Annotated in this window: 25 protein-coding genes; 11 read left to right on the forward strand and 14 right to left on the reverse strand. The window is 47.9% G+C overall.

The genetic code is table 11. The features are described 5' to 3' along the window. Positions 1-17: 17 nt before the first annotated feature. The gene (locus KNP88_RS10235) at positions 18-1,502 is read right to left on the reverse strand and encodes a helix-turn-helix domain-containing protein (protein WP_214893629.1); all 1,485 of its coding nucleotides are present in this window, start codon (positions 1,500-1,502) and stop codon (positions 18-20) included. Between the two features lie 104 nt (positions 1,503-1,606). Between KNP88_RS10235 and KNP88_RS10240 the strand changes: the two genes are divergently transcribed. Together KNP88_RS10240 and KNP88_RS10245 are read left to right on the forward strand one after the other, a co-directional pair. After that, positions 1,607-2,614: a FecCD family ABC transporter permease gene (locus KNP88_RS10240; protein WP_214893631.1), complete on the forward strand. Its 1,008-nt coding sequence runs from the start codon at positions 1,607-1,609 to the stop codon at positions 2,612-2,614. Then, the gene (locus KNP88_RS10245) at positions 2,614-3,612 is read left to right on the forward strand and encodes a FecCD family ABC transporter permease (RefSeq protein ID WP_214893632.1); all 999 of its coding nucleotides are present in this window, start codon (positions 2,614-2,616) and stop codon (positions 3,610-3,612) included. The genes KNP88_RS10240 and KNP88_RS10245 overlap by 1 nt, the downstream gene beginning before the upstream one ends. Positions 3,613-3,654: 42 nt before the next feature. Here KNP88_RS10245 and KNP88_RS10250 read toward each other — a convergent pair whose 3' ends face one another. The 3 genes from KNP88_RS10250 to KNP88_RS10260 all read right to left on the reverse strand — a co-directional run bounded on the left by KNP88_RS10250 (position 3,655) and on the right by KNP88_RS10260 (position 5,613). Then, positions 3,655-3,975, reverse strand: a complete 321-nt coding sequence (locus tag KNP88_RS10250) for an antibiotic biosynthesis monooxygenase (protein WP_214767482.1) — start codon at positions 3,973-3,975, stop codon at positions 3,655-3,657. 172 nt (positions 3,976-4,147) lie between these two features. Then, positions 4,148-4,855: an AAA family ATPase gene (locus KNP88_RS10255; protein WP_214893634.1), complete on the reverse strand. Its 708-nt coding sequence runs from the start codon at positions 4,853-4,855 to the stop codon at positions 4,148-4,150. A gap of 17 nt (positions 4,856-4,872) precedes the next feature. Continuing rightward, the gene (locus tag KNP88_RS10260) at positions 4,873-5,613 is read right to left on the reverse strand and encodes a hypothetical protein (RefSeq protein ID WP_214893636.1); all 741 of its coding nucleotides are present in this window, start codon (positions 5,611-5,613) and stop codon (positions 4,873-4,875) included. A gap of 149 nt (positions 5,614-5,762) precedes the next feature. Between KNP88_RS10260 and KNP88_RS10265 the strand changes: the two genes are divergently transcribed. After that, positions 5,763-6,707, forward strand: coding sequence for a DUF2268 domain-containing putative Zn-dependent protease (locus KNP88_RS10265; protein WP_214893638.1), 945 nt, complete (start codon positions 5,763-5,765; stop codon positions 6,705-6,707). A 159-nt stretch (positions 6,708-6,866) separates the two neighbouring features. Here the strand turns inward: KNP88_RS10265 and KNP88_RS10270 are convergent, their stop codons facing one another. The 3 genes from KNP88_RS10270 to KNP88_RS10280 are packed head-to-tail and all read right to left on the reverse strand — an operon-like array spanning position 6,867 to position 9,102. Continuing rightward, a complete protein-coding gene (locus tag KNP88_RS10270; RefSeq protein WP_214893640.1) occupies positions 6,867-7,682 on the reverse strand; it encodes a MetQ/NlpA family ABC transporter substrate-binding protein in 816 nt (271 codons plus the stop codon). Between the two features lie 18 nt (positions 7,683-7,700). Further along, positions 7,701-8,363, reverse strand: coding sequence for a methionine ABC transporter permease (locus tag KNP88_RS10275; protein WP_159173698.1), 663 nt, complete (start codon positions 8,361-8,363; stop codon positions 7,701-7,703). Beyond that, positions 8,356-9,102 (reverse strand): methionine ABC transporter ATP-binding protein, encoded by a 747-nt coding sequence (locus tag KNP88_RS10280; RefSeq protein ID WP_214845456.1) that lies wholly within the window; start codon positions 9,100-9,102, stop codon positions 8,356-8,358. Before KNP88_RS10280 ends, KNP88_RS10275 begins: the two co-directional genes overlap by 8 nt. A 287-nt stretch (positions 9,103-9,389) precedes the next feature. On the opposite strand from KNP88_RS10280, the gene KNP88_RS10285 reads away from it, so the two are divergent. The 3 genes from KNP88_RS10285 (at position 9,390) to KNP88_RS10295 (ending at position 11,160) form a co-directional block, all read left to right on the forward strand. After that, a complete protein-coding gene (locus tag KNP88_RS10285) occupies positions 9,390-10,502 on the forward strand; it encodes a GGDEF domain-containing protein (RefSeq protein WP_214893642.1) in 1,113 nt (370 codons plus the stop codon). Between the two features lie 64 nt (positions 10,503-10,566). Then, a complete protein-coding gene (locus tag KNP88_RS10290) occupies positions 10,567-10,743 on the forward strand; it encodes a hypothetical protein (protein WP_214845455.1) in 177 nt (58 codons plus the stop codon). A 12-nt stretch (positions 10,744-10,755) separates the two neighbouring features. Next, on the forward strand, positions 10,756-11,160 hold the full coding sequence (locus tag KNP88_RS10295; protein WP_214767465.1) for a DUF350 domain-containing protein: 405 nt from the start codon (positions 10,756-10,758) through the stop codon (positions 11,158-11,160). Positions 11,161-11,203: 43 nt separating this feature from the next. Here the strand turns inward: KNP88_RS10295 and KNP88_RS10300 are convergent, their stop codons facing one another. From KNP88_RS10300 to trhA, 3 genes are all read right to left on the reverse strand, one after another. Continuing rightward, positions 11,204-11,461, reverse strand: coding sequence for a hypothetical protein (locus tag KNP88_RS10300; protein ID WP_088836807.1), 258 nt, complete (start codon positions 11,459-11,461; stop codon positions 11,204-11,206). Between the two features lie 68 nt (positions 11,462-11,529). After that, entirely contained in the window at positions 11,530-12,228 is a 699-nt protein-coding gene (gene rpiA / locus KNP88_RS10305; protein ID WP_214845454.1) for a ribose-5-phosphate isomerase RpiA, read from the reverse strand. A gap of 109 nt (positions 12,229-12,337) precedes the next feature. Continuing rightward, a complete protein-coding gene (trhA, locus tag KNP88_RS10310; protein ID WP_088836805.1) occupies positions 12,338-12,985 on the reverse strand; it encodes a PAQR family membrane homeostasis protein TrhA in 648 nt (215 codons plus the stop codon). A 115-nt stretch (positions 12,986-13,100) separates the two neighbouring features. Here trhA and KNP88_RS10315 point away from each other — a divergent pair, with 115 nt between their 5' ends. From KNP88_RS10315 to KNP88_RS10325, 3 genes are read left to right on the forward strand one after another with little or no spacing between them, the layout of a single operon-like run. Next, positions 13,101-13,622: a DUF1836 domain-containing protein gene (locus KNP88_RS10315; RefSeq protein WP_214893644.1), complete on the forward strand. Its 522-nt coding sequence runs from the start codon at positions 13,101-13,103 to the stop codon at positions 13,620-13,622. Between the two features lie 55 nt (positions 13,623-13,677). Continuing rightward, positions 13,678-14,652, forward strand: coding sequence for a DUF4003 family protein (locus KNP88_RS10320; RefSeq protein WP_214893646.1), 975 nt, complete (start codon positions 13,678-13,680; stop codon positions 14,650-14,652). A gap of 24 nt (positions 14,653-14,676) precedes the next feature. After that, a complete protein-coding gene (locus KNP88_RS10325; protein ID WP_214893648.1) occupies positions 14,677-15,246 on the forward strand; it encodes a class I SAM-dependent methyltransferase in 570 nt (189 codons plus the stop codon). A 109-nt stretch (positions 15,247-15,355) separates the two neighbouring features. Here the strand turns inward: KNP88_RS10325 and KNP88_RS10330 are convergent, their stop codons facing one another. The 4 genes from KNP88_RS10330 to KNP88_RS10345 all read right to left on the reverse strand — a co-directional run bounded on the left by KNP88_RS10330 (position 15,356) and on the right by KNP88_RS10345 (position 19,592). Beyond that, positions 15,356-15,601, reverse strand: a complete 246-nt coding sequence (locus KNP88_RS10330) for a hypothetical protein (RefSeq protein WP_214845452.1) — start codon at positions 15,599-15,601, stop codon at positions 15,356-15,358. Positions 15,602-15,660: 59 nt separating this feature from the next. Then, the gene (locus KNP88_RS10335; protein ID WP_214893650.1) at positions 15,661-17,415 is read right to left on the reverse strand and encodes an EAL domain-containing protein; all 1,755 of its coding nucleotides are present in this window, start codon (positions 17,413-17,415) and stop codon (positions 15,661-15,663) included. A gap of 19 nt (positions 17,416-17,434) precedes the next feature. Next, positions 17,435-19,084: a sensor histidine kinase gene (locus tag KNP88_RS10340; RefSeq protein ID WP_251132542.1), complete on the reverse strand. Its 1,650-nt coding sequence runs from the start codon at positions 19,082-19,084 to the stop codon at positions 17,435-17,437. A 70-nt stretch (positions 19,085-19,154) separates the two neighbouring features. Beyond that, on the reverse strand, positions 19,155-19,592 hold the full coding sequence (locus KNP88_RS10345; RefSeq protein ID WP_088836799.1) for a YaiI/YqxD family protein: 438 nt from the start codon (positions 19,590-19,592) through the stop codon (positions 19,155-19,157). Between the two features lie 130 nt (positions 19,593-19,722). Between KNP88_RS10345 and KNP88_RS10350 the strand changes: the two genes are divergently transcribed. Beyond that, the gene (locus KNP88_RS10350; protein WP_088836798.1) at positions 19,723-21,471 is read left to right on the forward strand and encodes an ABC transporter ATP-binding protein; all 1,749 of its coding nucleotides are present in this window, start codon (positions 19,723-19,725) and stop codon (positions 21,469-21,471) included. Continuing rightward, the gene (locus KNP88_RS10355; RefSeq protein ID WP_214893652.1) at positions 21,468-22,349 is read left to right on the forward strand and encodes an NAD(P)-dependent oxidoreductase; all 882 of its coding nucleotides are present in this window, start codon (positions 21,468-21,470) and stop codon (positions 22,347-22,349) included. Before KNP88_RS10350 ends, KNP88_RS10355 begins: the two co-directional genes overlap by 4 nt.

Below are 22,349 nucleotides of genomic sequence, written 5' to 3' on the forward strand. Positions count from 1 at the left end.
GACGAACCCGTCAACTTTCATGGACAAATCAATCGTTTGTCCTGTTCGATGTAAATCAGGAATTGGCGTAACATATGAATCCGTCCGAGCGGTCCCCATGGATCCCAGTCAACACTGTCCGGACAAAAGACGCGATGCGTGCTGACTGCTTTGAGCGTTTGCCAGGCGGCATCATGTTGAATCCGTTCGATATCCGTCTGTTGGCTCCATAAAATCAATAGATTGTCCGGTTCAATCATTTTCAGTTCTGATAATGTGACAGATTGGTAAACCGTCTCCGGTAAACCGGTCGCACTTGTCATCCCTACATCTTGAAACAAAAAATCAAGCATCGTATGCTGACCCGTTCCATAAAGCCGCACCTCGTCCGGGCGAATCCAAACTACCGCCCACGTCCCCGTCCGGTGCCACGCTATCCGTTCCCGAACGGTTTGTTCCAACCGGTCGACCTCTTTCATAATCGGTTCGAGGCGCTCTTCCCGATCTGTTGCGATTGCCAGCAGACGCAGATACTCGCTCCAACACGTCTGGCGGGGCAATTCGAGGACGTGTTCTGGCGGCGACCAGCTGACATCATGCTGTTTATCGAGATCTGGTGTCTTGATGATCAAATCCAGTTGCATCGATTCAAACACTTCCCGCGGTGCGGGGCGATTGGCGTCATAAAACTGTGTACCTTCCAAATCGGTTAAAAATACAGGTAGGCCACTCGCACCGTATTCCGTCGGATAACTTGGAGCAAGAATCGGTTGCAGACCAAGCGCCAGCAAGTGGTCCTGCAATAAAAGACGGCTGGCGATACCGATGCGGGGTGAAGCACGCTTCAAAAAATGGGTGGGAGACGAACCTGTCCGCTTTTTGAATAAACGGCTAAAATAAAATTCATCTTGCAAACCAACCTTTTGAGCGATTTGTGCCAACGTCATGTCCGGCGACGTCAGCATCCACTCTTTCGCTGTTCGAATGCGGAGTTGATTTAAGTACGCTTTAGGTGTTTCGGCATATCGCTCCTTAAACAGCCGATTAAATGTCGGCACAGACATCCCGAGCTCCACTGCCAGTTCGTTGACGGGACGGTTATCGCCTAGTTGTTGTAGCCATTCTTTCGTCACTTGTTCGAATACATGTTTTTCCTGTTCGTGGCTTAATGTCTCAAGCAACTCATAAACGAGACGCTGTTGGCGTAGCATCCCCTTGACGGTCGTCGGACTCGTACTCATTCTTCGCAACTGTGCGTGAAGTTGTTCCGGATTTTGCCGGTAAAGTGGGCAACGGTCTCCGGTTACGGCAAGATGATAAACAAGACTGCTCTCTTTCGTAGCTGCCAGTACCTCCTGCGTTTGATCGACCCAGGCGCTTTCACCCGGATGTAACCGTTGGCGGTCGTCATATAAAAACGCCTTGCCGACAACAACAATGATGATGCCCGAACTGACCGGTTGCCGGTCCCCTTCCAGCAACCAGTATTTTTGGATGATTAATGGCTTTAAATTCACTTCCATAGTGTTTGCTCCCTAAAAAAACATTTGACAAAAATTTGCTATTCGATGTAAGTTTAATCGCGTTGATAATGAATATAATTCTCATTTAAAAAGGAGAGACGATTATGGATGCATCTGCACGCCCTCACCCTACAGCTATCGTTCTTTTGATTACGCTTTTTCTGTTTTTCTTATGTAGCGGATTATCACTCTTTTATGGAGCTTTTCCGGTTTCTTCGGATACAGTCCTCGCATCGTTCCATTCGTTTGATGCCAATAACCTGCAGCACCAATTGATTCAAGAAGTCCGCCTGCCGCGTTTAATCTGCGCAGGACTTGTCGGAATTGCCCTGGCTTTGTCAGGAACGATGATGCAGGGATTGACCCGTAACGCATTGGCCGACCCGTCCCTGCTCGGCATTACCCACGGGGCTGGTCTTGGGGTCGCGATTTCCCTGGCTTTTGTTTCTGCCCATTCCTTCTTCAGTTCGCTGATGTTCTCTTTTGGCGGTGCAGCCCTTGGTACAGGGCTCATCGTTCTAATTACGGTTTTTGCACGTGGCCGTTTTTCACCTGTCACGTTGACCGTCGCCGGAGCCGCACTCAGTGCATTGTTCGGTGCGCTCTCAACAGGCATCACTTTGTTTCATCAAGTTGCCCAAGATTTAAGTTTCTGGTATGCCGGCGGGTTATCCGGCTCTAAGTGGGAACATGTCCATGTTCTTCTTCCCATCGTCTTAATCGGTATGGCGATTTCCCTACATATCGCGAGAAGCATGACCGTTCTCTCGCTTGGAGAAGAGGTCGCGGCAGGTCTTGGATCGTCGTTAACGAAAGTCCGGGTTCTCGGACTTTGCAGTATCGTCCTGCTTGCCGGGAGTGCCGTATCCATCGCTGGTGTCATAGGTTTCGTCGGTCTTGTCATTCCACATATCAGTCGTTTTCTTGTCGGAACGAATTATTATCTTCTCCTGCCGGTCAGTGCATTATTCGGGATGACACTTCTCATTGTCTCCGATTTACTCGCACGACTGGTCAATCCCCCGTTTGAAACACCACTTGGAGCCATTACGGCCGTAATCGGGGTTCCTTATTTTCTTTACCTTGCACGACGGAAGGAGTTGGCGATCTGATGGATATGTGGAGCGCTCTTCAAAAATCACGTTTTACGTTTGTTAGCTTATGTGTTCTTCTTATCGTTACATTTTTATACAGCCTCTCAACCGGCATTCTTCCCGTTTCGTTCAGTTCAATCAGCCGGACCATAATCGGGCAAGGAACGGATGCAGAACGGTTAGTCTTGATTGACCTGCGACTGCCCCGGATGCTGCTGGCTCTCTTGATCGGATCAGGTCTTGCTGTTTCCGGGACACTGCTTCAGGGCATGTCACGCAATGCTTTGGCCGATCCGGGTATTCTCGGGATTAATGCAGGGGCCGGGCTGTTTGTCGTCATGACCCTGTTTTATTTTCGCTCCGCTTTACATCAGCTCCCGCTTTTGCCATTCGTCGCTTTTTTCGGTGCAATACTCGTCGCCTGGACGATTTATCGGCTGGCAGGAGCGACTTCACTACAGCCTGCCCGCCTGTTGTTGGTCGGCGTCGGGATCAATGCTTTATGCGGTGCCCTTTTAATCATTTTTCAGTTGAAGATGGATCCAAGAGATTTCCAGCAAGCAACCGTCTGGCTGACCGGAAGCATCTGGCAGGCAGATTGGTCGTCCGTCTTCATGCTTACGCCCTGGATCGTCCTTTTCATCCCACTCGCATTTATGCAAAGCCGTTCGTTGAACTTATTGCAATTGAGCGGTTCACTGCCACAAACCTTAGGACTTCAGGTTGAACGTACCCGTAAACGTATTCTGTTCGTGGCTGCGGCTCTTGCTGGAGCCTGCGTGGCGGCTGGCGGAGGGATTTCATTTATCGGTCTGCTCGCCCCTCATATCGCGAGACGACTCGTCGGTCCGAACCATTACAGTCTGATTCCGGTTGCCGCGCTTGTCGGTAGTCTGCTCGTATTGTTAGCTGATTTAATCGGAAAAAATCTGTTGGCCCCGGCCGATATTCCGGTCGGGATCGTCATCGCCGTTCTCGGTGCACCGTACTTTATCGTATTGCTTTTTCGTAAATGAAGTGTGACCGATTCGTCAAGATTTTAACGAATCGGTCACATGTTACACACTTTTCGTTTTTTGACCGAGCATCTCATAATATACTTGACTGCTGTCGAGTATATAGGACGGTGCCGGCTGACCACGGCGCTCCCGATGACCTGCGAGATGGACATCGCTTGTTTCCCAGGCTTTCCAGTCCTTTTCGGATTCCCAGCGGATTAAAATCACGACTTCCTCATCGCCGCGTGTCCGCTTTTTTTTCAAAACGCTCAAATCAACGAATCCTGGCTGCTGTTCGATGATGCCTTCTCCTGCAAATCGTTCAATCATTGTCTCCGCGTAGCCGTGCTCAACACGAATGGTTTTCAGTTGGATAAACATATGGCTCACTCTCCTCAATTGATAATGAATCTCATTTTCATTATCAATATAGCATTATACTCCTTAAATTTGTCAATCCCGTACTAAAATTTATTTCATTTTTTTGAAATTCGAGTAATTCAACGCAAAAAAAAGATACACTCGCGTTCGAATGCATCTTGAACAGGTTAGTTTAGGCGGTTGGTTGCTCCGACAAGAAACGCTCAAACGCGATGTCTGGATTATCGGTCTCATAACGCGCGATGAAGGCATGATAGGAGCCGCTGTAGACGATTTTTCCGTGATGGAGAAAATGCATCTTGCACGGCAGGTGGGCGACTTCATGCAGTATGTGCGTCGACAATAACACGATTTTTTGACGGTCGAGTAGCGCACCAATCGCCTCGACGACGAAACGCCGTGACTCCGGGTCGAGCCCGACCGTCGGCTCGTCAAAGATGTAGAGTGTACGATCGAGATGACAGACCGTCCGGATGACCAGCCAGCGTTTTTCACCGGCTGACATCTGACCGAGCCGTAAGTCTTGCAGACGCTCTAACCGGCTTCGCTCCTGTTCTCGTAACGAGGCGACATATGTATCCCATAACGAACGGAACGGCTCCGTCCGGTCACTTTTCAAAATCAACCGGACCAAATCTTTTCCTTTCAGCATCGGCGGAAGCGGTGCCTGCTGCAACTGATAAAGAATCTCCGCCCGTTCAAACGGCGGATGAAACCCGTCCGCCGGGAGCGCCCCGGCGACGACGTCAAACAAAGTCGATTTACCTGAACCGTTTAAACCAATCACGACGTTCAACCGTTCCGGATCGAGCTCAAGATCCGCTTTATCTAAAATCATCCGTGTTCCATCATAACTGTAATCGATTGTCCCGAGTTGCATCTGTCCGTCCCCTTCCGTTAACGATTTGTTTTTGACGTAATCGACAACCGCTGATAGGCAACGTAGCCGACTACTAAATAAACCATGATACCTGTCAGAATCGACAAGCCCATCATCCCGTCACTGACACTGCCTGTCAGGAAGCGGGCTTCATTCAAGATTAAATTCGCCGGATTCAGGAATGAAAAATACGCAAGCAATCGATTATCCGTCAGTTCAAATACATCGATGAAAATGAAGACGGCAAAAATTAAAATCGTCCCGAGCGGTGTCATCGTCTCCGGCTTCAATGGGAGCGCTGCAATCAGCAGGCTACAGGCAAAGACCGGCAGTGGGACAATCAGCGCAAGCAATCCGGTCATCAGCATAGTCTTCAGCAACGGTTGATGAAACAAAACCGCCATCATCAGGCTGGCAGCGAACATGTTGAGACTGAGGAAAAACCATTGCGACATGAGACGCCCGAAGATGACCGGGAATTTTTGCCCGGACAAAAACGTATACATCTTCAAAAAACCGCTCTCCCGTTGGTTGAGTAATGATATGCCAATTCCATTGATTGCAGTCAACACAATCATGATCGCAAAGAATTGAATCATCGCCGACTGAAAGACCGTCCACGTCGGGGAATCCTTGAACCAGTCGAAGTGATTGAGGAGAATGATGACGAGGGGTACGGCGAGCGTATAGAGGTAAGCAAACTTATTGAAGAACATTTCTTTGTTGTAAAGCAAAAAGAATTCATAACTTTTCCGCACGCGGTTCCCTCCTAGTGTGTAATCCAATAAAATCCATAATCAAATTGATTCTTACATTATCTTACTATACGCTAACAAAAGAAGAAATGTTTCAAAAAATGGTTTCTTCGAACGTTCTCCCACAGACCAAAAGAAAGGATGTGATCGGAATGAAACGATTGATCGTGAGTGCCGTCTTGGCCAGCTTACTCGCCGGGTGCTCCGAGGAACCGCAAGCACAAAAAACCAAGCCGACGGGTATTACCTTCACGCAAGATGATAAAACAATTAAGATCCTCCCACTTTACGATGTCTATCAGTCATATGTCGATGCAGCACTGAAAGCTCCGACTGAAAATGGAGCGCTGTTCGAAAAATACGTTTTAAAGGAAAACGATCGTATCCGTGAGCAGGAGCAGGTTTCGGAACAGCTTGGTGTCTATAATCCGCTCGACCGACCGATGAACGATCTCAAACACTTAAAAGAAAATGTTACCTACTTACAGCAGCATCAAACCGAGATACAGCAACAAATCAAACAATCGTTACAACAAGCATCAAAACAGTTACCCCGCCAAAACGATTTAGTCGTTCTAGTCGCTCCAGTTAATTCAGATAATCCCGTGAATAACAAACGGATGGGTGGTGTGACAGGAATTGCACTCGCTAAAAATCTGTTAGTGCTTTATATCGATCGTGATGTCGATCAATCGATGCTTGCCTATACAGTTGCCCATGAATACCATCACACCGTTTTACTCGAAAAGCTTGGAATTTCATCGATTGCCGATAATATCATTTCGGAAGGAAAAGCGGACTTATTTGCGAAAGGTCTTTATCCAGATGTCAACCCACCTTGGACAGAACCGCTGCTCGACCATTCCTTTAAGCATGTTCTGCATGAAGTAAACACGTATCACGCCAAATTTTCAGACTTACAGAACGGCAATTCTGATTTGCAGATCCCCGGTTGGTCGAATTATGCAATCGGAAATACGATTATGACCGACTTCATTCAGAAAAATCCCGACACTTCCGTTGAAAAATGGACGCATCTACCGACAGGCGATATTTTAGAGCAAAGCGGTTATGCAAAACAATTGACGGCACAATGAAGCGGTTTTGAGTTGATCAGGCAGACCGTCTGTTGTGCTTTAATCAACAATCGTTTTAAAAAAATCACCCGCTTTACACGACGCCAAGCGGACGTGTGAGGCGGGTGATTTTTAAACTGAGTTCTAGCGATTGTCCGACAAGTCACTTTTGTTTGAGTATCAGTTGAAAGCCGGTATCGCCGTTTCATCATAATTTTCTTCTAAGAACTTTTTGACTTCCGGACTCGTCATCGCTTTCGCAAGCTTCTGAATCGCTTCCGCATCCTGATTGTCCTTCCGGGCAACGAGGGTAATCGCAAAGTCATTCTCGATGCCTTCCGTGACGAGTGCATCTTGTTTCGGCGTCAGACCGAGCGGTGCTGCATAAGCCGGTGTCATGACGACCGCGTCAGCATCATCATAAAGACGCGCGAGCATCAATAAATCCACTTCCTTGAACTTGTAATCTTGTTTATTCTCAACGACGTCCTTCATCGTATAGTAAGATCCTGTCTTCTTTTTCAATTTAATCGCGTCATGCTGGGCGAGTAACGACAGCGAACGGTCGATGTTCGAGACGTCGTTCGCCATCGCAATGACGGCCCCCTTCGGTAGTTGATCGATTGATTTATATTCTTTCGAGTAGACACCGTAATTGGCAAAATAGATTGGCTCGATCGGAACGAGCTTCGCATCGTTATTCCGATTGAATTCCTCCATATACGGAACGTGTTGGAAGAAGTTTGCATCGACCTCTTTCGCTGCCAGCGCACTGTTTGGCTGAACGTTATCGCTCAGAACGACGACTTCCAGGTTGATCCCGTCTTCCTTTAACTGTGGTTTCACGAGATCAAGAATTTCCGTCATCGGTTTAATCAGTGACGCGACCTTCAAGGTTTTCGTCTCTTCCGTAGAACCGGTATCGCTGTCATCACTATTTCCGCAACCTGCTAAGGCCAGGACAACTATTGTCAACATCATCATCAGTTTTTTCATTTCATTTCCTACTTTCTTTTAACGTTTGTCAATCAATCGCGCTACTGTCGTACCTATGAATTGAATCAATTGGACGAGGATGACCATAATCAGGATCATGTACATCATCAACTCAGTCTGGAATTGCTGATACCCGTACCGTACGGCAAAATCTCCGATGCCCCCTCCACCGACCACTCCCATGATCGTCGAGTAGGAGATAAAACTGACGATCGATGTCGTCAGACCGAGAACGAGTCCGGACCGGGCCTCAACGAATAAAAATTTCACGACAACTTCTCGTGTCGACGCGCCCATTGAGATCGCTGCTTCGATGACGCCTTTTGGTACATCAAGTAACGATTGTTCGACGAGCCGGGAATAATGGGCGATCGCGATAATCGCAAGTGGAACGGTCGCTGCTGCCGTCCCGATGGCTGTACCGATAATCAACCGTGTAAACGGAATCAAAAAGACGACAAGTAACAAAAACGGAAAGGAGCGGACCGTGTTGACTAGCAGATTCAAACCGGAGAACAGGAAACGATTTTCGAGTAACTGATTTTTCCGCGATAAAAACAGCAACGTTCCGACCGGCAGTCCGATCAGCACTGCAGCAAGAATCGAGACCCCTACCATCACGAACGTTTGTCCGATGGCAAGTCTGATTTCCCCTGCGTACTCGATTAATATGTCAGGCATCCGCGTTCCCCCGTTCGGTCAGCTGCGTTAAGAACCAACCCGCATCACTCGTGATTTCGGCAACACCTGCAGGTTCAGTCGCGACCGTATCGCGAATCTGACCGTTCTCCATAATCGTGACGCGATTGCAAATACTCTGGATCACGTTCATTTCGTGGCTGACGAGCACGATGGTGACACCAAGCGTCCGATTAATGTTTTGAAGAACCCGTAAGATCTCCGACGTCGTACTTGGGTCGAGGGAGGACGTTGGTTCGTCACATAAGAGTACACGTGGCCGATTGGCAAGCGCACGGGCAATTGCAACACGTTGCATCTGACCGCCGCTCAGTTCGGCTGGGTACTTGTCAGAAAAGGATTCCAATCCGACGAACCGGAGGCAGTCCTGAACCCGCGCGGAACGCTCCTGCTTCTGCACGCGCGCGAGTTCGAGGGATACCAAAATATTCTGCTCGACCGTCTTATTCGCGACCAGATTAAAGTTTTGAAAAATCATCCCGATGTCTTGGCGAACACCCCGCAATTTATGGTGCGGTAAAGCAAGCAAATCGATGCCATCAAACTCAATGTCGCCTTCATCCGGTCGTTCGAGCAGGTTCATCAGCCGAAGCAGTGTCGATTTACCTGCTCCGCTCGCGCCGATGATGCCATGAATCTCACCCTGTTCAATCATTAAGGATACTGATTGAATGACGGGTTGTTTGGAAAATGCTTTACTGACCGTATGTAATGTAATCATGTGCCCTCCCCCTTTTACCATTTTCCATTCTATCGTAAGCTCCCATTCCTTGTCATGCTGAATGCTTTTTTTCTTTCCCGCGTTATCTCACTAATTAAATAAACCATTTAGTCAAATAAACACATACATCTCAAGTTCACTGTTGAGGACACCTGTATTTTTTGAAGTCATGAGAGCATATGCCCACTTCTTAACGATCAGACGAAGCACTAATGATATTTTTTTGAAAATCGATGTCGGCATTATAGTACAATAGACATAATTGGTTTAAAAGGAGTCCGCGACATATGAAAACAATCATCTATGATGTTCTTCACAATATCACTTTTTTAATGAGTAGTTTTTACTTACTCGGAAAATTATCTTCTCAACCGATTACACAGGATTCTAAACAGTCACTGCGTATTTTATATGGTCTATGTTTGAGTGTCCTCGCGATTGTGTTGATGCAGATGACGATTGAACCGGCCCCTGGAATTTTAGTCGACTTACGGCATATCCCGGTCATTGTCGCCGCCTATTTCGCTGGCCCATTGCCGACGTTCATCGTGACTGTCGCCATCATCGTTTACCGCTTTACCATCAGTACGAATTTTGCAGCTTATGCGGCATGTTTTTTCATCATCAGTCTCGCTGTCGGTATCTCCCTGATTGTCAAACTGATGCCTTTGTATTCAAAAAAGACCTTCATGACGGTGACGCTTTATGCGACACTTCTGCACGCTGTCATTTTAGGCATCGTCTTACGCGATACCGGTCAAATCGTCGAAATCCTGTCAGTCATCACCCCTGCGTCTTTCGTCAGTAGCTGGTTGACTTTACTCATCATCCAAGACATCCGGATGACGAAGCTTGCGTTACGGACGTTCCAACATAAAGCGCAAATCGACTTTTTGACGGGTCTTCACAATTCGCGTGCTTTTTCAGATTACTTAACGGACATTAAACGGCAAAGTATCTTCAATGAGCAGCAGGTCGCCCTCGTCATGATTGACATCGATCACTTTAAGTCGGTCAATGATACGTACGGGCATGAGGCTGGTGACGACGTGTTACGTCAATTCTCAAAACGGTTACGTGATGGAGTCGGAGATACTGGCTACCTGTCACGAAACGGCGGTGAAGAATTTTCACTCATCATCACAAATCTTGCGTTAACGCGCGTCTTGACCCTCGCTGAAGAATTGCGTGAGCGCATTGAAACTGCCCCTTTCACGACACAGACCGGTCAAACCCTTCATGTGACGGCATCCTTTGGTGTCGCAAGCTTTGAAGAGACGACTGCAAATATTGATCATTTAGTCCGCCATGCCGATCAAGCACTGTATGCTTCTAAACAATCCGGTCGAAACCAAGTCACGCTCCATTCCGTAAAAGAAGAGATCGCGACGACGACGTGATTCAATTAAGGATGGACGTAATCAAAAAAATCAGCTACGTTTGATAGTAAGGCAGGTGAAGAATATGAAGTTAACAAAAGGACCGTACATTTTCATTGGTCTTCTCCTCGGTTTATTGTTTGGATTTATCGGAGATAATTTTTATCTGTATGTATCGGCTGGGATTTTAGTAGGTGCTTTACTTGAGCTTTATGTCGCGATTCAGCAAAAAAAAGACCGCAACAACAAGAAACATTCTTAAGGGGGAAATGGTATGGCATTCAGTGACTTGTTTTTATCAACACTCGCCTATATCGGTGTAGCGACGGTCTTGCTCGCAATCGGTGTTGTCCTGTTTGAAGTGACGACGAAATCAAAGGAAATGGAATTGATTCGTCAAGGTAAAAAAGCAGCCGTCTATGCATTCGGCGGACGGATCCTCGGACTTGCAATCGTGCTTTATTCAAGTATCGCAAACTCTGTCAGCATCCTTGATATGGTTTTGTGGGGGGCTCTCGCGATCGTTTTCCAAATCGTCCTGTTTTATCTTGCCGATCTGCTCATTCCGCGTCTCAGCATGACGAAGGAAATCGATGCCAACAACGAAGCCGTTGGTTTATTGTTATTGTTCCTCTCGTTATCAATCGGCTTAATCATCGCCGGGTCTCTTACATACTAAAAAAAAATGACAGAAATCCGGGAAGCGGACTTCTGTCATTTTTTTATTTATCTAATTCATCGAGTTCTTGTTGCGAACGCGGGAATCCGTTCGCTTGCCACTCTGATCTGTATATCGAATCAAGCTTCGTCAATCCTACTTCATCCTCGTCTTTATCCGCATCTTGACTCTCATCTTGATCGAGGTGGTCCAAATACTCCTTCAAATGACTCGGCGGGCGGCGTGATTTTATTTTTTTCATGACAAGTCCTGTACCTGCCAATACACCGGCTCCAAATAAAAATCGCTTCCGTAGCTTCATGACTGTTCCTCCTTAAAAAAACGAGTAATAATGTACTACTTATCTATCCCGACTACGTTGAGTCAAGTTCAAACGATTCCGCCACCGCTCCGCAGCGTTGGGTGGGAAAGCAGTTTGATATTTCCGTGTTCTAGAGTCAACACATGATCCGGTTGCCGCTCAAAATAACCGGTTTCGATGACACCGCTCCATGACTTCAATTCCCGTACGAAATGGGCGACGTCCGGGACACGATCCAGGGCGACATCCAAAATCAAATGGCCTCCATCCGTCATGAATGGTTGTCCCGTCGTTTCGCGGTGTGTATAGGAAATTCCTTTGTCCGCAAGAAGTCGTTCGATGTGTGTCTGTCCGAACGGTTCGACTTCGACCGCTAAAGGTCCCGTCAACTGGCGGACGAACTTCGAGCTGTCTGCGAGATACAACACTTCGCGTGCTTGCAGCGCGACGAGCTTTTCCCGGAACAATGCGCCGCCGCCACCTTTGATGACTTGGAACTGTTCATCAATCTGGTCAATCCCGTCGATGACGAGATCAAGCTGTTCGACATCACGTAACTGACGTATAGGTATTCCGAGCCGCTTGGCCTGTTCTTCCGTCTCAATCGACGTCGCGATCGCTTCGATTTTTAATCCTTCGTCCACTGCTTTTCCTACAGCATCAATAAAATAGCGTGTCGTCGAACCCGTACCGAGACCGAGTGTCATGCCGGGTTTTACATATGCGAGTGCAGCTTGCGCAATCAATGCTTTCTCCTGTTCTTGCATCGTTCACCCTCCATTCTCTAATTCCAGTTCACTGATAGTTTTCCCGAATCCTGCGCCTTTTAATCAAAAAACCAGGTGCGACGTCTCCGTCGTACCCGGTTCATGAACGTTAAATGACGAAGAAATAGACGCAACAGAAGTGTGCGAGACTTCCAAGTAAGACAAAGACGTGGAAAATTTCGTGGAAACCAAGGTGCTTGAACGATAATGCGCTTGGTTTCAATCCGTAAATAACTCCACCGACAGTATAAAAGATTCCGCCGAGGAACAGTAAGCCGATTCCGACTGGCGACAGAACTGCGGCAAGCGGCGTGATCGCGAAGACCATGATCCAGCCCATTCCGATATAAAGCGTCGTCGATAACCAACGCGGACTGTTGAACCAGACTAACTTAAATGTGATTCCGAAGACGGCAATCAACATGACGATCGAGAACAATACCCAACCGGTCGGTCCGTTCAAACTGATGAGACAAAACGGTGCGTAGGATCCGGCAATCAATAAATAAATCATCGAGTGATCAAGGCGGCGCCAAATCGCGATCGCCCGGTCACTTGCAAGTACCATATGATAAGTTGCCGAGACGGAATACAGGGCGATCATACTGACTCCGAAAATGATGGCCGCGACAATGGCGATGGCCGCGCCCCGTTCAAGTGAGGCCTTGATGACTAGAGCAAGAAGTCCGACAAAGGCAAAGACGGCTCCCCCGAGATGAGTCAATCCATTAATCGGTTCGCGCATATACGTTTTCATAAGTTACCCTCCAAAAGTTATGTAGTTTTCAATACTACATGGCGTTATATAGATATCTTATCATATAGTAGAGAAATAGAAAGCATTACCTGTAAATTTCATGGAGGTTTTTTTAATGACACACGATGACGACAAATTGCGACCGCTCGATCGCCAACTCCAGTTAGACGATATTCCGAACATCGACTTATATATGGATCAAGTCATTCAACTGTTCGAACGGACGTTTGAAGCAACGACGCGGACAGAAGGCGAAACGATTTTGACGAAGACAATGATTAACAATTACGCGAAAAAGAAACTCTTTTTCCCCGTCACGAATAAAAAGTATACGAAGAATCATCTCATTCTAATCAGCTTGATTTATCAACTGAAAGGAACCGTCTCAATCAATGACATCAAAGCAACATTGACTGAATTGAATCAAGGTGTCGCAAACGAGACGCTTAATCTGGAAGCCTTTTATGCAAGCTACCTGGAAAACACGGTACGGAATCTCGAGACATTCAAAGCTGAGCAAGCGTCGGCTGATGAAAACGAACCAATCGATCAGCTGCAACAAATCCTTTCACTTGCACATATGAGCAATCTCTATCGACGTGCCGCCGAACGGATGATTGATCAACTCGACGGTTAACTTCTACCGGGTGCTCATGGTAAAATAGGGAAAATGAAGATGGGGGTGGGCTGTGATGGAGGAAAGCACACGCTTTTTGCATCAGCTCGAAGACGTAGGACAGTATTTTGTTAGCTACCAAGACAATATCTTGATCGAACTCGCTTTTGATCAAACGATTGGCCATTATGCGACAGAATTTTCGACGCTCGAACAGACTACTGATTACATCGAACTTCACTTACATTCGCACCAGACCCAGGCACTGCTCCTCGCATCGAAAATCCACGCTTTTGATGCGTCTCCGTTTGAGCGCATCACGGAAATGATGTCGATTCAAAGTTTTTTTGCGACGCATCGCATGACGCATCCTGCAAATGCCTTCTCGACCGCTCTGCTGATCAGCCGGCTTAATCCATCAGACGCTCACTTACATCGGACGTTATCCCTTTACCGACTCGCCAAACAACAACACCGTTTCATCGTTTCCCCTTTACTCGGCTCATTCTTCTTTTTCCAATGTTACAAGCGCGGTGAGGTCGAGCATCTTCTTGCACGAGTGGAAGATGCTTACGATCTGTTGAAGAAACGGTTTGGTCGCGCCCAACAGACCTATATCGTCGCTCTCCTATTTTCACTTTTACCTGAAGACGATTTCGAGGCGTATGTCGACCAATTACGGGCGTCGCGCGCACGTTATCGTAAATCTCACATCCCACTTGCGTTCCACGGTCTGCTCGCCTTACTCGGTGATCCTGCCGAACATGCTTCAAAACTCGATCAAATCGTCGAGCAACTCCGCTCGGATGTCCACTTCAAGCATCGAAAAGACTTACTTTTTTTAATGGCTGTCCGGCTCTATCTCGCGAATCATCCGACACTGCAACAACTGTTTGCTCAACTCGCTCCGACGATCGACGACATTGCGACGGAAACAGTCCCCTTTTTACTGTTTCCAATCGATATTACTGACACGTCGCATGCGACAGATGGCGGAATGGTCGACGGCGGATTTGACGGCGATGCGGGGAGTAGCAGTAGCGATGCTTGACGATGATCCTACAGGAGGTTTCCTATGAAAAAAGTTGCGTACGATACGTATTATTTAGATGAAAATTATTTTGGACAGCCTTATCCGGGACTCGTCTCTTTTTTCAGTGAATATCAACCGAAGGGACACGTGCTCGATTTAGGATGTGGTCAAGGACGGGACGCCTTGTTACTCGGACAGTTGGGTTATACCGTGACGGGTGTCGATCATTCCGTCGTCGGTATCACCCAGCTCAACCAACACGCTTCAGTAAAGGGCTATGCTGTCGAAGGCATCGTCGGCAACGCTTATGCCTTTCCGATTTCCGAACAGATCGATGTCGTATTGTTAGACTCGATGCTGCACTTCAATAAAATTGATTTAAAGAACGAAACGACGTTCGTAAACCACATCTTGAACCAGTTGCGCGAAGGCGCAGTCTTCGTCAATTGTATGTTGCAAGGGACAAACCGCGAACAGGTATTAAAAAATATTCTTTCTGATTCTCTTTATGAATGGGAAACGCTCGCTGACACATATACCGAATATGCAGAAGCAAATGCAACATTCCATCTGCTCGCCGTAAAAAAGCGAGGTCCCGTTCCGCCCGATTGAACGAAAAAGAAGTGTTTGCCAGACCTCTTTATTTGCATTCAAAAAGGCATCGACTCATCTGAAAGAGTGGATGCCTTTTAAGTGCGTGGAACGAATACGATTCGCTCACTTAGTTATCTTGATTCGTTTCCTCGTTCGCTTCGACGTCAGAGTCATCGTCTGCTTCATGCGAAAGATCCGGTTGTTCATCGGACGCATCGTCTGATTTCTCAGCATCCGCTTTTTGGTTTTTTGCTTGATCGTGCTTATCGCGAGTATCCGGTGCCGCGTCTTTATCACGTCCCGCAATTTCATCGTTCGTCATCTGATTACCTGATGTAATCGGATCTGTTTCTTTATCGTGTTGTTCATTCATGAGAAATCCCCCTTAACTGAATTAAGCTACAGTTAAGAGTATTCCCTGAACGATTTCCGTTAAACATCAAGAGGTTGCATTTTCTTCGCAAAGTCCGTAATCAACTTATCGAGCGGTTGCGGATGATGCAGATAGTGCCCCTGGACATATAAACGTTCGCCTAGCATTTCTACCTGCTTGTATTGCGATAATGTCTCGACCTCTTGAATGACGAGCGAAACACCGAGCGCCTCCGTCAAGGCATAGACCGACCGGATCATCGACTGTTCGAGCTGATTTTGAGCCAAACGTCGGGTGAAGATGGGATCGAGCTTGACCGCCTGGACCGGTAGATGAAGCAATGAATTGAGCGATGCATAATGGCTACCGAAATGATCGACCGTCAAGCGGTATCCCGCGCTTCGTAACAGTTCAAGGCGCTCAATTGCTTTTTTCCGTCCTGTCTGCAATACTTCTTCCCGAATCTCGAGGACGACACGATCTTGTTTAAAGTTTGCTTGCTTCGAAAAGGACAAGAGTTCTTCTAACAGTTGATTCGACTGAAATTGACTCGCGGAAAGATTGACCGCAACCGAAACGGGTAAGTCGAATTCTGCTTCGAACCGTTCGCGATCGGCAATCGCTTGGCGAATCGTAAATCGACCGATGTCGCCAAAGACCCCCATACGTTCTGCAATTGGAATGAAGTCAGTCGGGCTGACGAATCCGAGCACCGGATGGTTCCAGCGTAATAAGGCTTCGACCGCAACGGTCATCCCTCGCTTCATATCAAGAATCCGCTGGTAATACAGTTCGAATTGCCCGCGTTCTAACGCATGCGTCAACTCTTCTTCAAGAACGGAAGCGAACGGATGCTGTTCGAACTCCCGCTGTTGATTGACGAACAGCATTCCATTTTTCCCATCGAGCTTCACTTGTTGCATCAAGGCCTCTGCCGCATAGACTTGCGTCTGTCGGTTCGTATAATCCCCCGTCAACAAACTGACACCGGACGACGCCGTCAAATGAATCGGTTCAAATCCGATGTCCGCGATCGGCGCCTCGATTGCTGCCATGATGTAATCGGCATACATCGCACCCGTTTGTTCAAACTCTCGTTCATCAAGCGGCGCAAGAATGATGAATTCATTGCCGTCCTTCCGTCCGACGACATGATTCGGAATCGGAACATATTTCAGCCGGTCGGCGAGGACTTGTAAAACCCGGTTGCCGACACGGTATCCGAATTTGGCATTGACAGCGTGAAAGTTATCCAGGTTCAAGACCATTAAAAATGCCGGATGAATCGTCACACTTGAAATCAAACGGTTCATGTACCGTTCATTGTACACATCCGTCAAGGCATCTTTAATGACGTATGTTTCGACACTGATCGATTTGCTGATGATATCAGCGTAATGTTCAATCAATGCTAAATCGCCCGCCGAGAAGTCATATGGTCGATCGTCAAAGGCACAAAGCGTCCCGATTTTCTCATTGTCGGCGTTTTTGATCGCGACGCCAAGAAAGCTCCCGTTTCCTAATGCCTTCGTGACGGGATGGTCGACCGTCAACGGACTCGTCAACAACTCATTGATTTGAAGTTTCCCTGCATTTTCATCGATGACCAGTTTACAAAGGACGTGGTTGAACACATGCGTCGATCCTTCTTCAATCAATTCTTGATCTTGATTGATTGCTTTGACGATGAAGTTGCTACTTGAATCATTCAGTGCGAAAAATAACGAATTGACGCCAATTTTTTCACTGAGTTTCCCTAAAATCTCTTCGACGAGCGGATGTAAGGCTTCGTAGCGGCTTTGAGCATTTTTCATCTTGCTGCCTCCTTTCGTATCATGACATCGGATGAATCGGGAACTCGACGATGAAGCGACTTCCGACACCAACTTCTGACTGAACAGAAATCGAACCCCCATGGTCCATGACGATCATTTTACAAATCGCAAGTCCGAGACCTGTTCCGCCAATTTTCCGGGTATCCGAGTTATCGGCCCGGTAGAATTTATCAAAAATGAATGGTAACGCCTTATCTGGAATTCCAATTCCTTCATCTTCGACTTCAATTCGGACGTCCTGCGCTGTCACTTCAGTACGTATCTCGATGTTTCCACCATTCGGTGAGTATTTGATTGCATTCATGATTAAGTTCGTAAACAATTGCTTCATTTTTTCTTCGCTTGCCATCAAGAGATGCGCCCCTGAACCGAACGCCATCCGAACTGTATGTTCACTGCTCGCTAACTCGAACATCGTTTTCATTTCAATCAGCAGTTTCTTTAAATCAATCGTTCTTTTCGTTGCCCCTTGCGTCAAATCTTCACCCTTTTGAATTTCGAGGATGTCGTGGATCAGCTCAGACAAACGGACGGTCTCGGAATAAATCGTCTCGAGGTATTTCTTTTGACGGGGCCCGTCGAGGGAACGCTTCATCAACAATTCTGTGAATCCCATGATTGAAGAGAGCGGCGTCCGCAGTTCGTGAGAGACGATGGACACGAATTCAGCTTGCTTCAAGTCGAGTTCTTTATCTTTCGTCACATCGCGCAAGACGAGCATCATGCCCCACTCGACGTTCGCAATCGCAATCCGCTCCGCATAGGCACTGAGCAAGAGATTGCCTCGAAATGCTGACAGTTCAATCGTTTCACCCGGTATATCACCGTTCATCAGCTGACCAATATAATCGTGCAACGCATCCGGTTGGTCGACGTGCTCAAACAGCGATGTCGCCCGCTCGTAGGCATGCCGAAATCCTTGCGCTTGATTCAACAGTTTTGGCGGGAACATATCGAGCAACGCTTGGTTGGCATAGATTTGTTCGCCACTACTCTCAATGTAGAGGACTGCTTCGCGAATCGAATCGAGTAACTGGTACGTCTTGATTTTTTCATGCTCCATCTGATGGAACAAGAGGTGTCGCTCTAACGTCATCCCGAGCTTGCGTGACAAGTCTAAGATGTCTCCGACTTGTTCTAAATTAAATTGCTCGAACTCATGCTTTAAATAAATCAACCCGACGACATTGTTGTTACTCGGTGACTGGATTGGAATCGCGGACTCATATCCTCCTGTTTCAATCGGCAGTTGGACGGACTTTCGCATCACGAATGCACGGCGCAAAACGGAATATTGATCTAAGTCCTTTTCAATCAATTCCATCTCTTCCACTGCCTCTGTCACGACATGACTGAGTTGTTCGCGCCGGTAGAGAATGATTGCACCACGCGTCAATCCGATGAGTGGAAGCAGCTTCAACAGAAGCGTCTCGCACGCAGATTCGACGTTTTGTGTCGCGAGTGTTTCCATGATTTCATTTCGGTGTTTTAATTTATCTTCGGCTGCGAGCAAGTCGTGTTTCAGCTGACCGATTTGTTGCTGATCCGTCGTGACGTCCGCACTTTGCTCGATCGAAGGAAACGATCCACTCTTCAAACGATATGGTCGTGTTTTTTTAGTTGGACGGTACCGCATGACTTTTTTCAATGAATTTCTTCCTCCTAGCTGAAAAATCGTTTCTAAAATTATACCACGTGTATGAGAAGGCGGGCATACATCATTTGAATTCTTCTTGCTTCAGTAAGGAGCGGAAGGACACTTCAAATTGCTCGTTTTCTAGGCGCGTCCGCTTTTTCGGTCCCTTCGTCCGTCCGCCGGCCCGACGAATTTGTTGGCCGACATGCCGCGTATGCAAGAGAAAATCAATATTGTCATCTGTAAAGATTCGTCCATTTTGGTCAATCGGCCGTCCTTTACGCGCTAAGGCAAGTGCCGCCAGTCCATAATCTTGTGTGACGATGATATCACCCGGTGAAATCCGGTTGACGATTGCATAATCGACCGCATCCGGACCTTGTCCAATTGTAATCGTCGTCGCCCCCGCCCGGTTAAATTCATGCGCTGTATCACAGACTAAAAACACGTCCACCCCGGCGCTTAACCGGATTGTCAAATCAACGACTGGACACCCATCGGCATCGACTAATACTTTCATTTCCCTCTTCCTCTCTGTTTACCTATCTGTCCTAAGTGTCCGCGAGAAACAGAAACACTGTCAAGCGAATCGCTATAAGTTGACCCGAGTCCGATTTCGCAAGACAATAGACAGGAAAGGAAGTGCCCGTATGGAGCAAGCTACATTCAAATCATTTTTACATCTTCTCAAAAAAAGTAATCCCCCGGTCGGTCTGCTATCAGCAGCCGTCGCCGTCTCGGTCATCCAGGCATTAGCGGCACTGATGATTCCGTGGTTTCTGAAATCACTGATTGATAATTTCTCGGTCGATCGGCTGACACCCGGACTGATTTCCTTATTCATCGTCGTTTTTCTCGTCCAACTCGTCAGTAACGCCTTTTCGATTTACTGGCTCCAGATTGCCGGGCAACGCATTGTCGCCAACTTACGGACATTACTGTGGAAACATCTCCTCGGTCTACCGGTTCCGTTTTATGATGAAACAAAATCAGGGGAGCTCGTCTCCCGCCTCAACAATGACGCGACGACGTTACAACAGTTGTTGTCGGAGCAGCTCGTCCGCCTGTTGACATCCGTCGTTTCCATCATCGGGGCCATCACGATTTTATTTTTCCTCGATTGGCAGATGACGCTTGTCATGGTGATTGCCGTTCCGTTGACGTTACTGATCATCATCCCGCTCGTCCGGAAACTGCATGAGATTTCCCGGGCGACACAAAAAGAACTCGCCGGATTATCCGGCTTCTTCGCCGAGATGTTGAGCGAAGTCCGGCTCATCAAATCGCAAGCGACCGAGTCTTACGAAATGGACCGTGGAAACGAAAAGATTGAGAATCTCTTCGGCTTCGGCGTCAAAGAAGGTCGGATTCAAGCGATTCTGTTACCGCTGTTCAACGTGACGCTGACATCGATGCTGATCATCATCATCGGCTTCGGTGCTTACCGGGTCTCCACGAATCAAATTTCTGCCGGTGAGCTCGTCGCCTTTTCACTCTACTTGTTCCAAATCATGACCCCGCTCGTGACGATGACGGAATTCATTTCGAAGCTCCAGAAAGCACGCGGAGCGACAGAACGAATTTCGGAACTGCTCGAAGAACAGCCGGAGCAACAAGGAACGCGTGACGTCACCCGTCCGTTCGGAGCGGTTCAATTCAATCAGCTCTCGTTCGGCTATGATGAGACGACGTTACTGCATGACGTGTCCTTTTCTTTGCCGCACGGCCAGACGACGGCGATCGTCGGACCAAGCGGTTCTGGAAAATCGACGTTGTTTGCGTTGCTCGAACGGTTTTATCAACCGACGTCAGGTGATATTTCACTCGGACCGGACGGCATCGAGACGTTCCGACTTGAAAGCTGGCGCCGGGCAATCGGCTACGTCGCGCAGGATTCACCCGTCTTGTCGGGAACGATTCGTGATAATTTACTGTACGGACTCGTCCGTGACGTGACGGAACAGGAAATTCGGGACGCCGCAGAAATGGCGAATGCCGATGCCTTCATCGAGTCGTTCCCGCATGGTTACATGACGGAAATCGGCGAACGTGGGGTCAAACTGTCGGGTGGACAACGGCAACGGATTGCGATCGCCCGTGCCTTGCTGCGTGATCCGGAACTCTTGCTACTCGACGAAGCGACGTCGAGCCTTGACTCAGAATCGGAACGTGTCGTCCAGGAAGCACTCGAACGTCTGATGCGCGGACGGACGACGTTCGTCATCGCTCACCGCCTGGCGACAGTCCGTCACGCGGATCAAATTATCGTTCTTGAGGACGGACGGGTTTCCGGCATCGGGACACACGACACCCTCGTCGAGACGAATGTTTTGTATAATAAACTCGTAACGCAACAATTCATCGGTCAGACCGATGCAATCAGGGGGAATCACGGATGACGAAAACAATAGGATTTATTGGACTCGGTGTCATGGGGCAAGGAATGGTGCGGAACTTACTGAAAGCCGGTTTTGCCGTCAAAGGCTATAACCGGACAAAAGAAAAAGGCTTACCGCTCGAACAGGACGGGGCGACGATCGTCGACACGATTAAAGAAGCCGTCACCGGCGCAGACGTCGTCATTTCAATCGTCGGGTACCCGGAAGACGTCGAACAGATTTACTTCAGTGAAGACGGAATTTTAGCGAATGCTGCGCCCGGGACGATCGTCATCGACATGACGACATCAAGCCCGGCGCTCGCCGTCAAAATCGCGGAGCAGGCACAAGCAAACGGGCTCGTTTCACTCGATGCACCTGTCACAGGTGGTGACCTTGGTGCGAAAAACGGGACACTCGCGATTCTTGTCGGTGGTCAAGAACAGGCTTTCGCTGACGTCAAACCATTGTTTGAGGCGATGGGACGCTCGATTTCATTATTCGGTGGTCCCGGAAAAGGACAATCGGCGAAACTCGCAAACCAGATTGCCATTGCCGGTTCGATGATCGGGACAGCTGAGATGTTATTGTTCGTCACGCGCTCCGGCATCGACCCGACCCAGTTCGTCGAGACGATTAAAAGTGGTTCTGCCGGCAGCTGGTCACTCGAGAACTTGATTCCGCGTGTCATCGCGGAGAATTATTCACCAGGATTTTTTGTCAAACATTTCATCAAAGACATGCGTCTGGCACTTGAACGGGCGGATGAGATGGGAATTTCGACACCGGGTCTTGCGCTCGTCAAATCACTGTATGACGAGCTCGCAGCGATGGGGCACGGTGAGGCTGGTACACAAGCACTCTATTTATTACTCGCTGAAAAGTCACCGCAACAATAA

The organism is Exiguobacterium sp. H66 (genome assembly GCF_018618705.1).
Taxonomy (GTDB): domain Bacteria; phylum Bacillota; class Bacilli; order Exiguobacteriales; family Exiguobacteriaceae; genus Exiguobacterium_A; species Exiguobacterium_A oxidotolerans.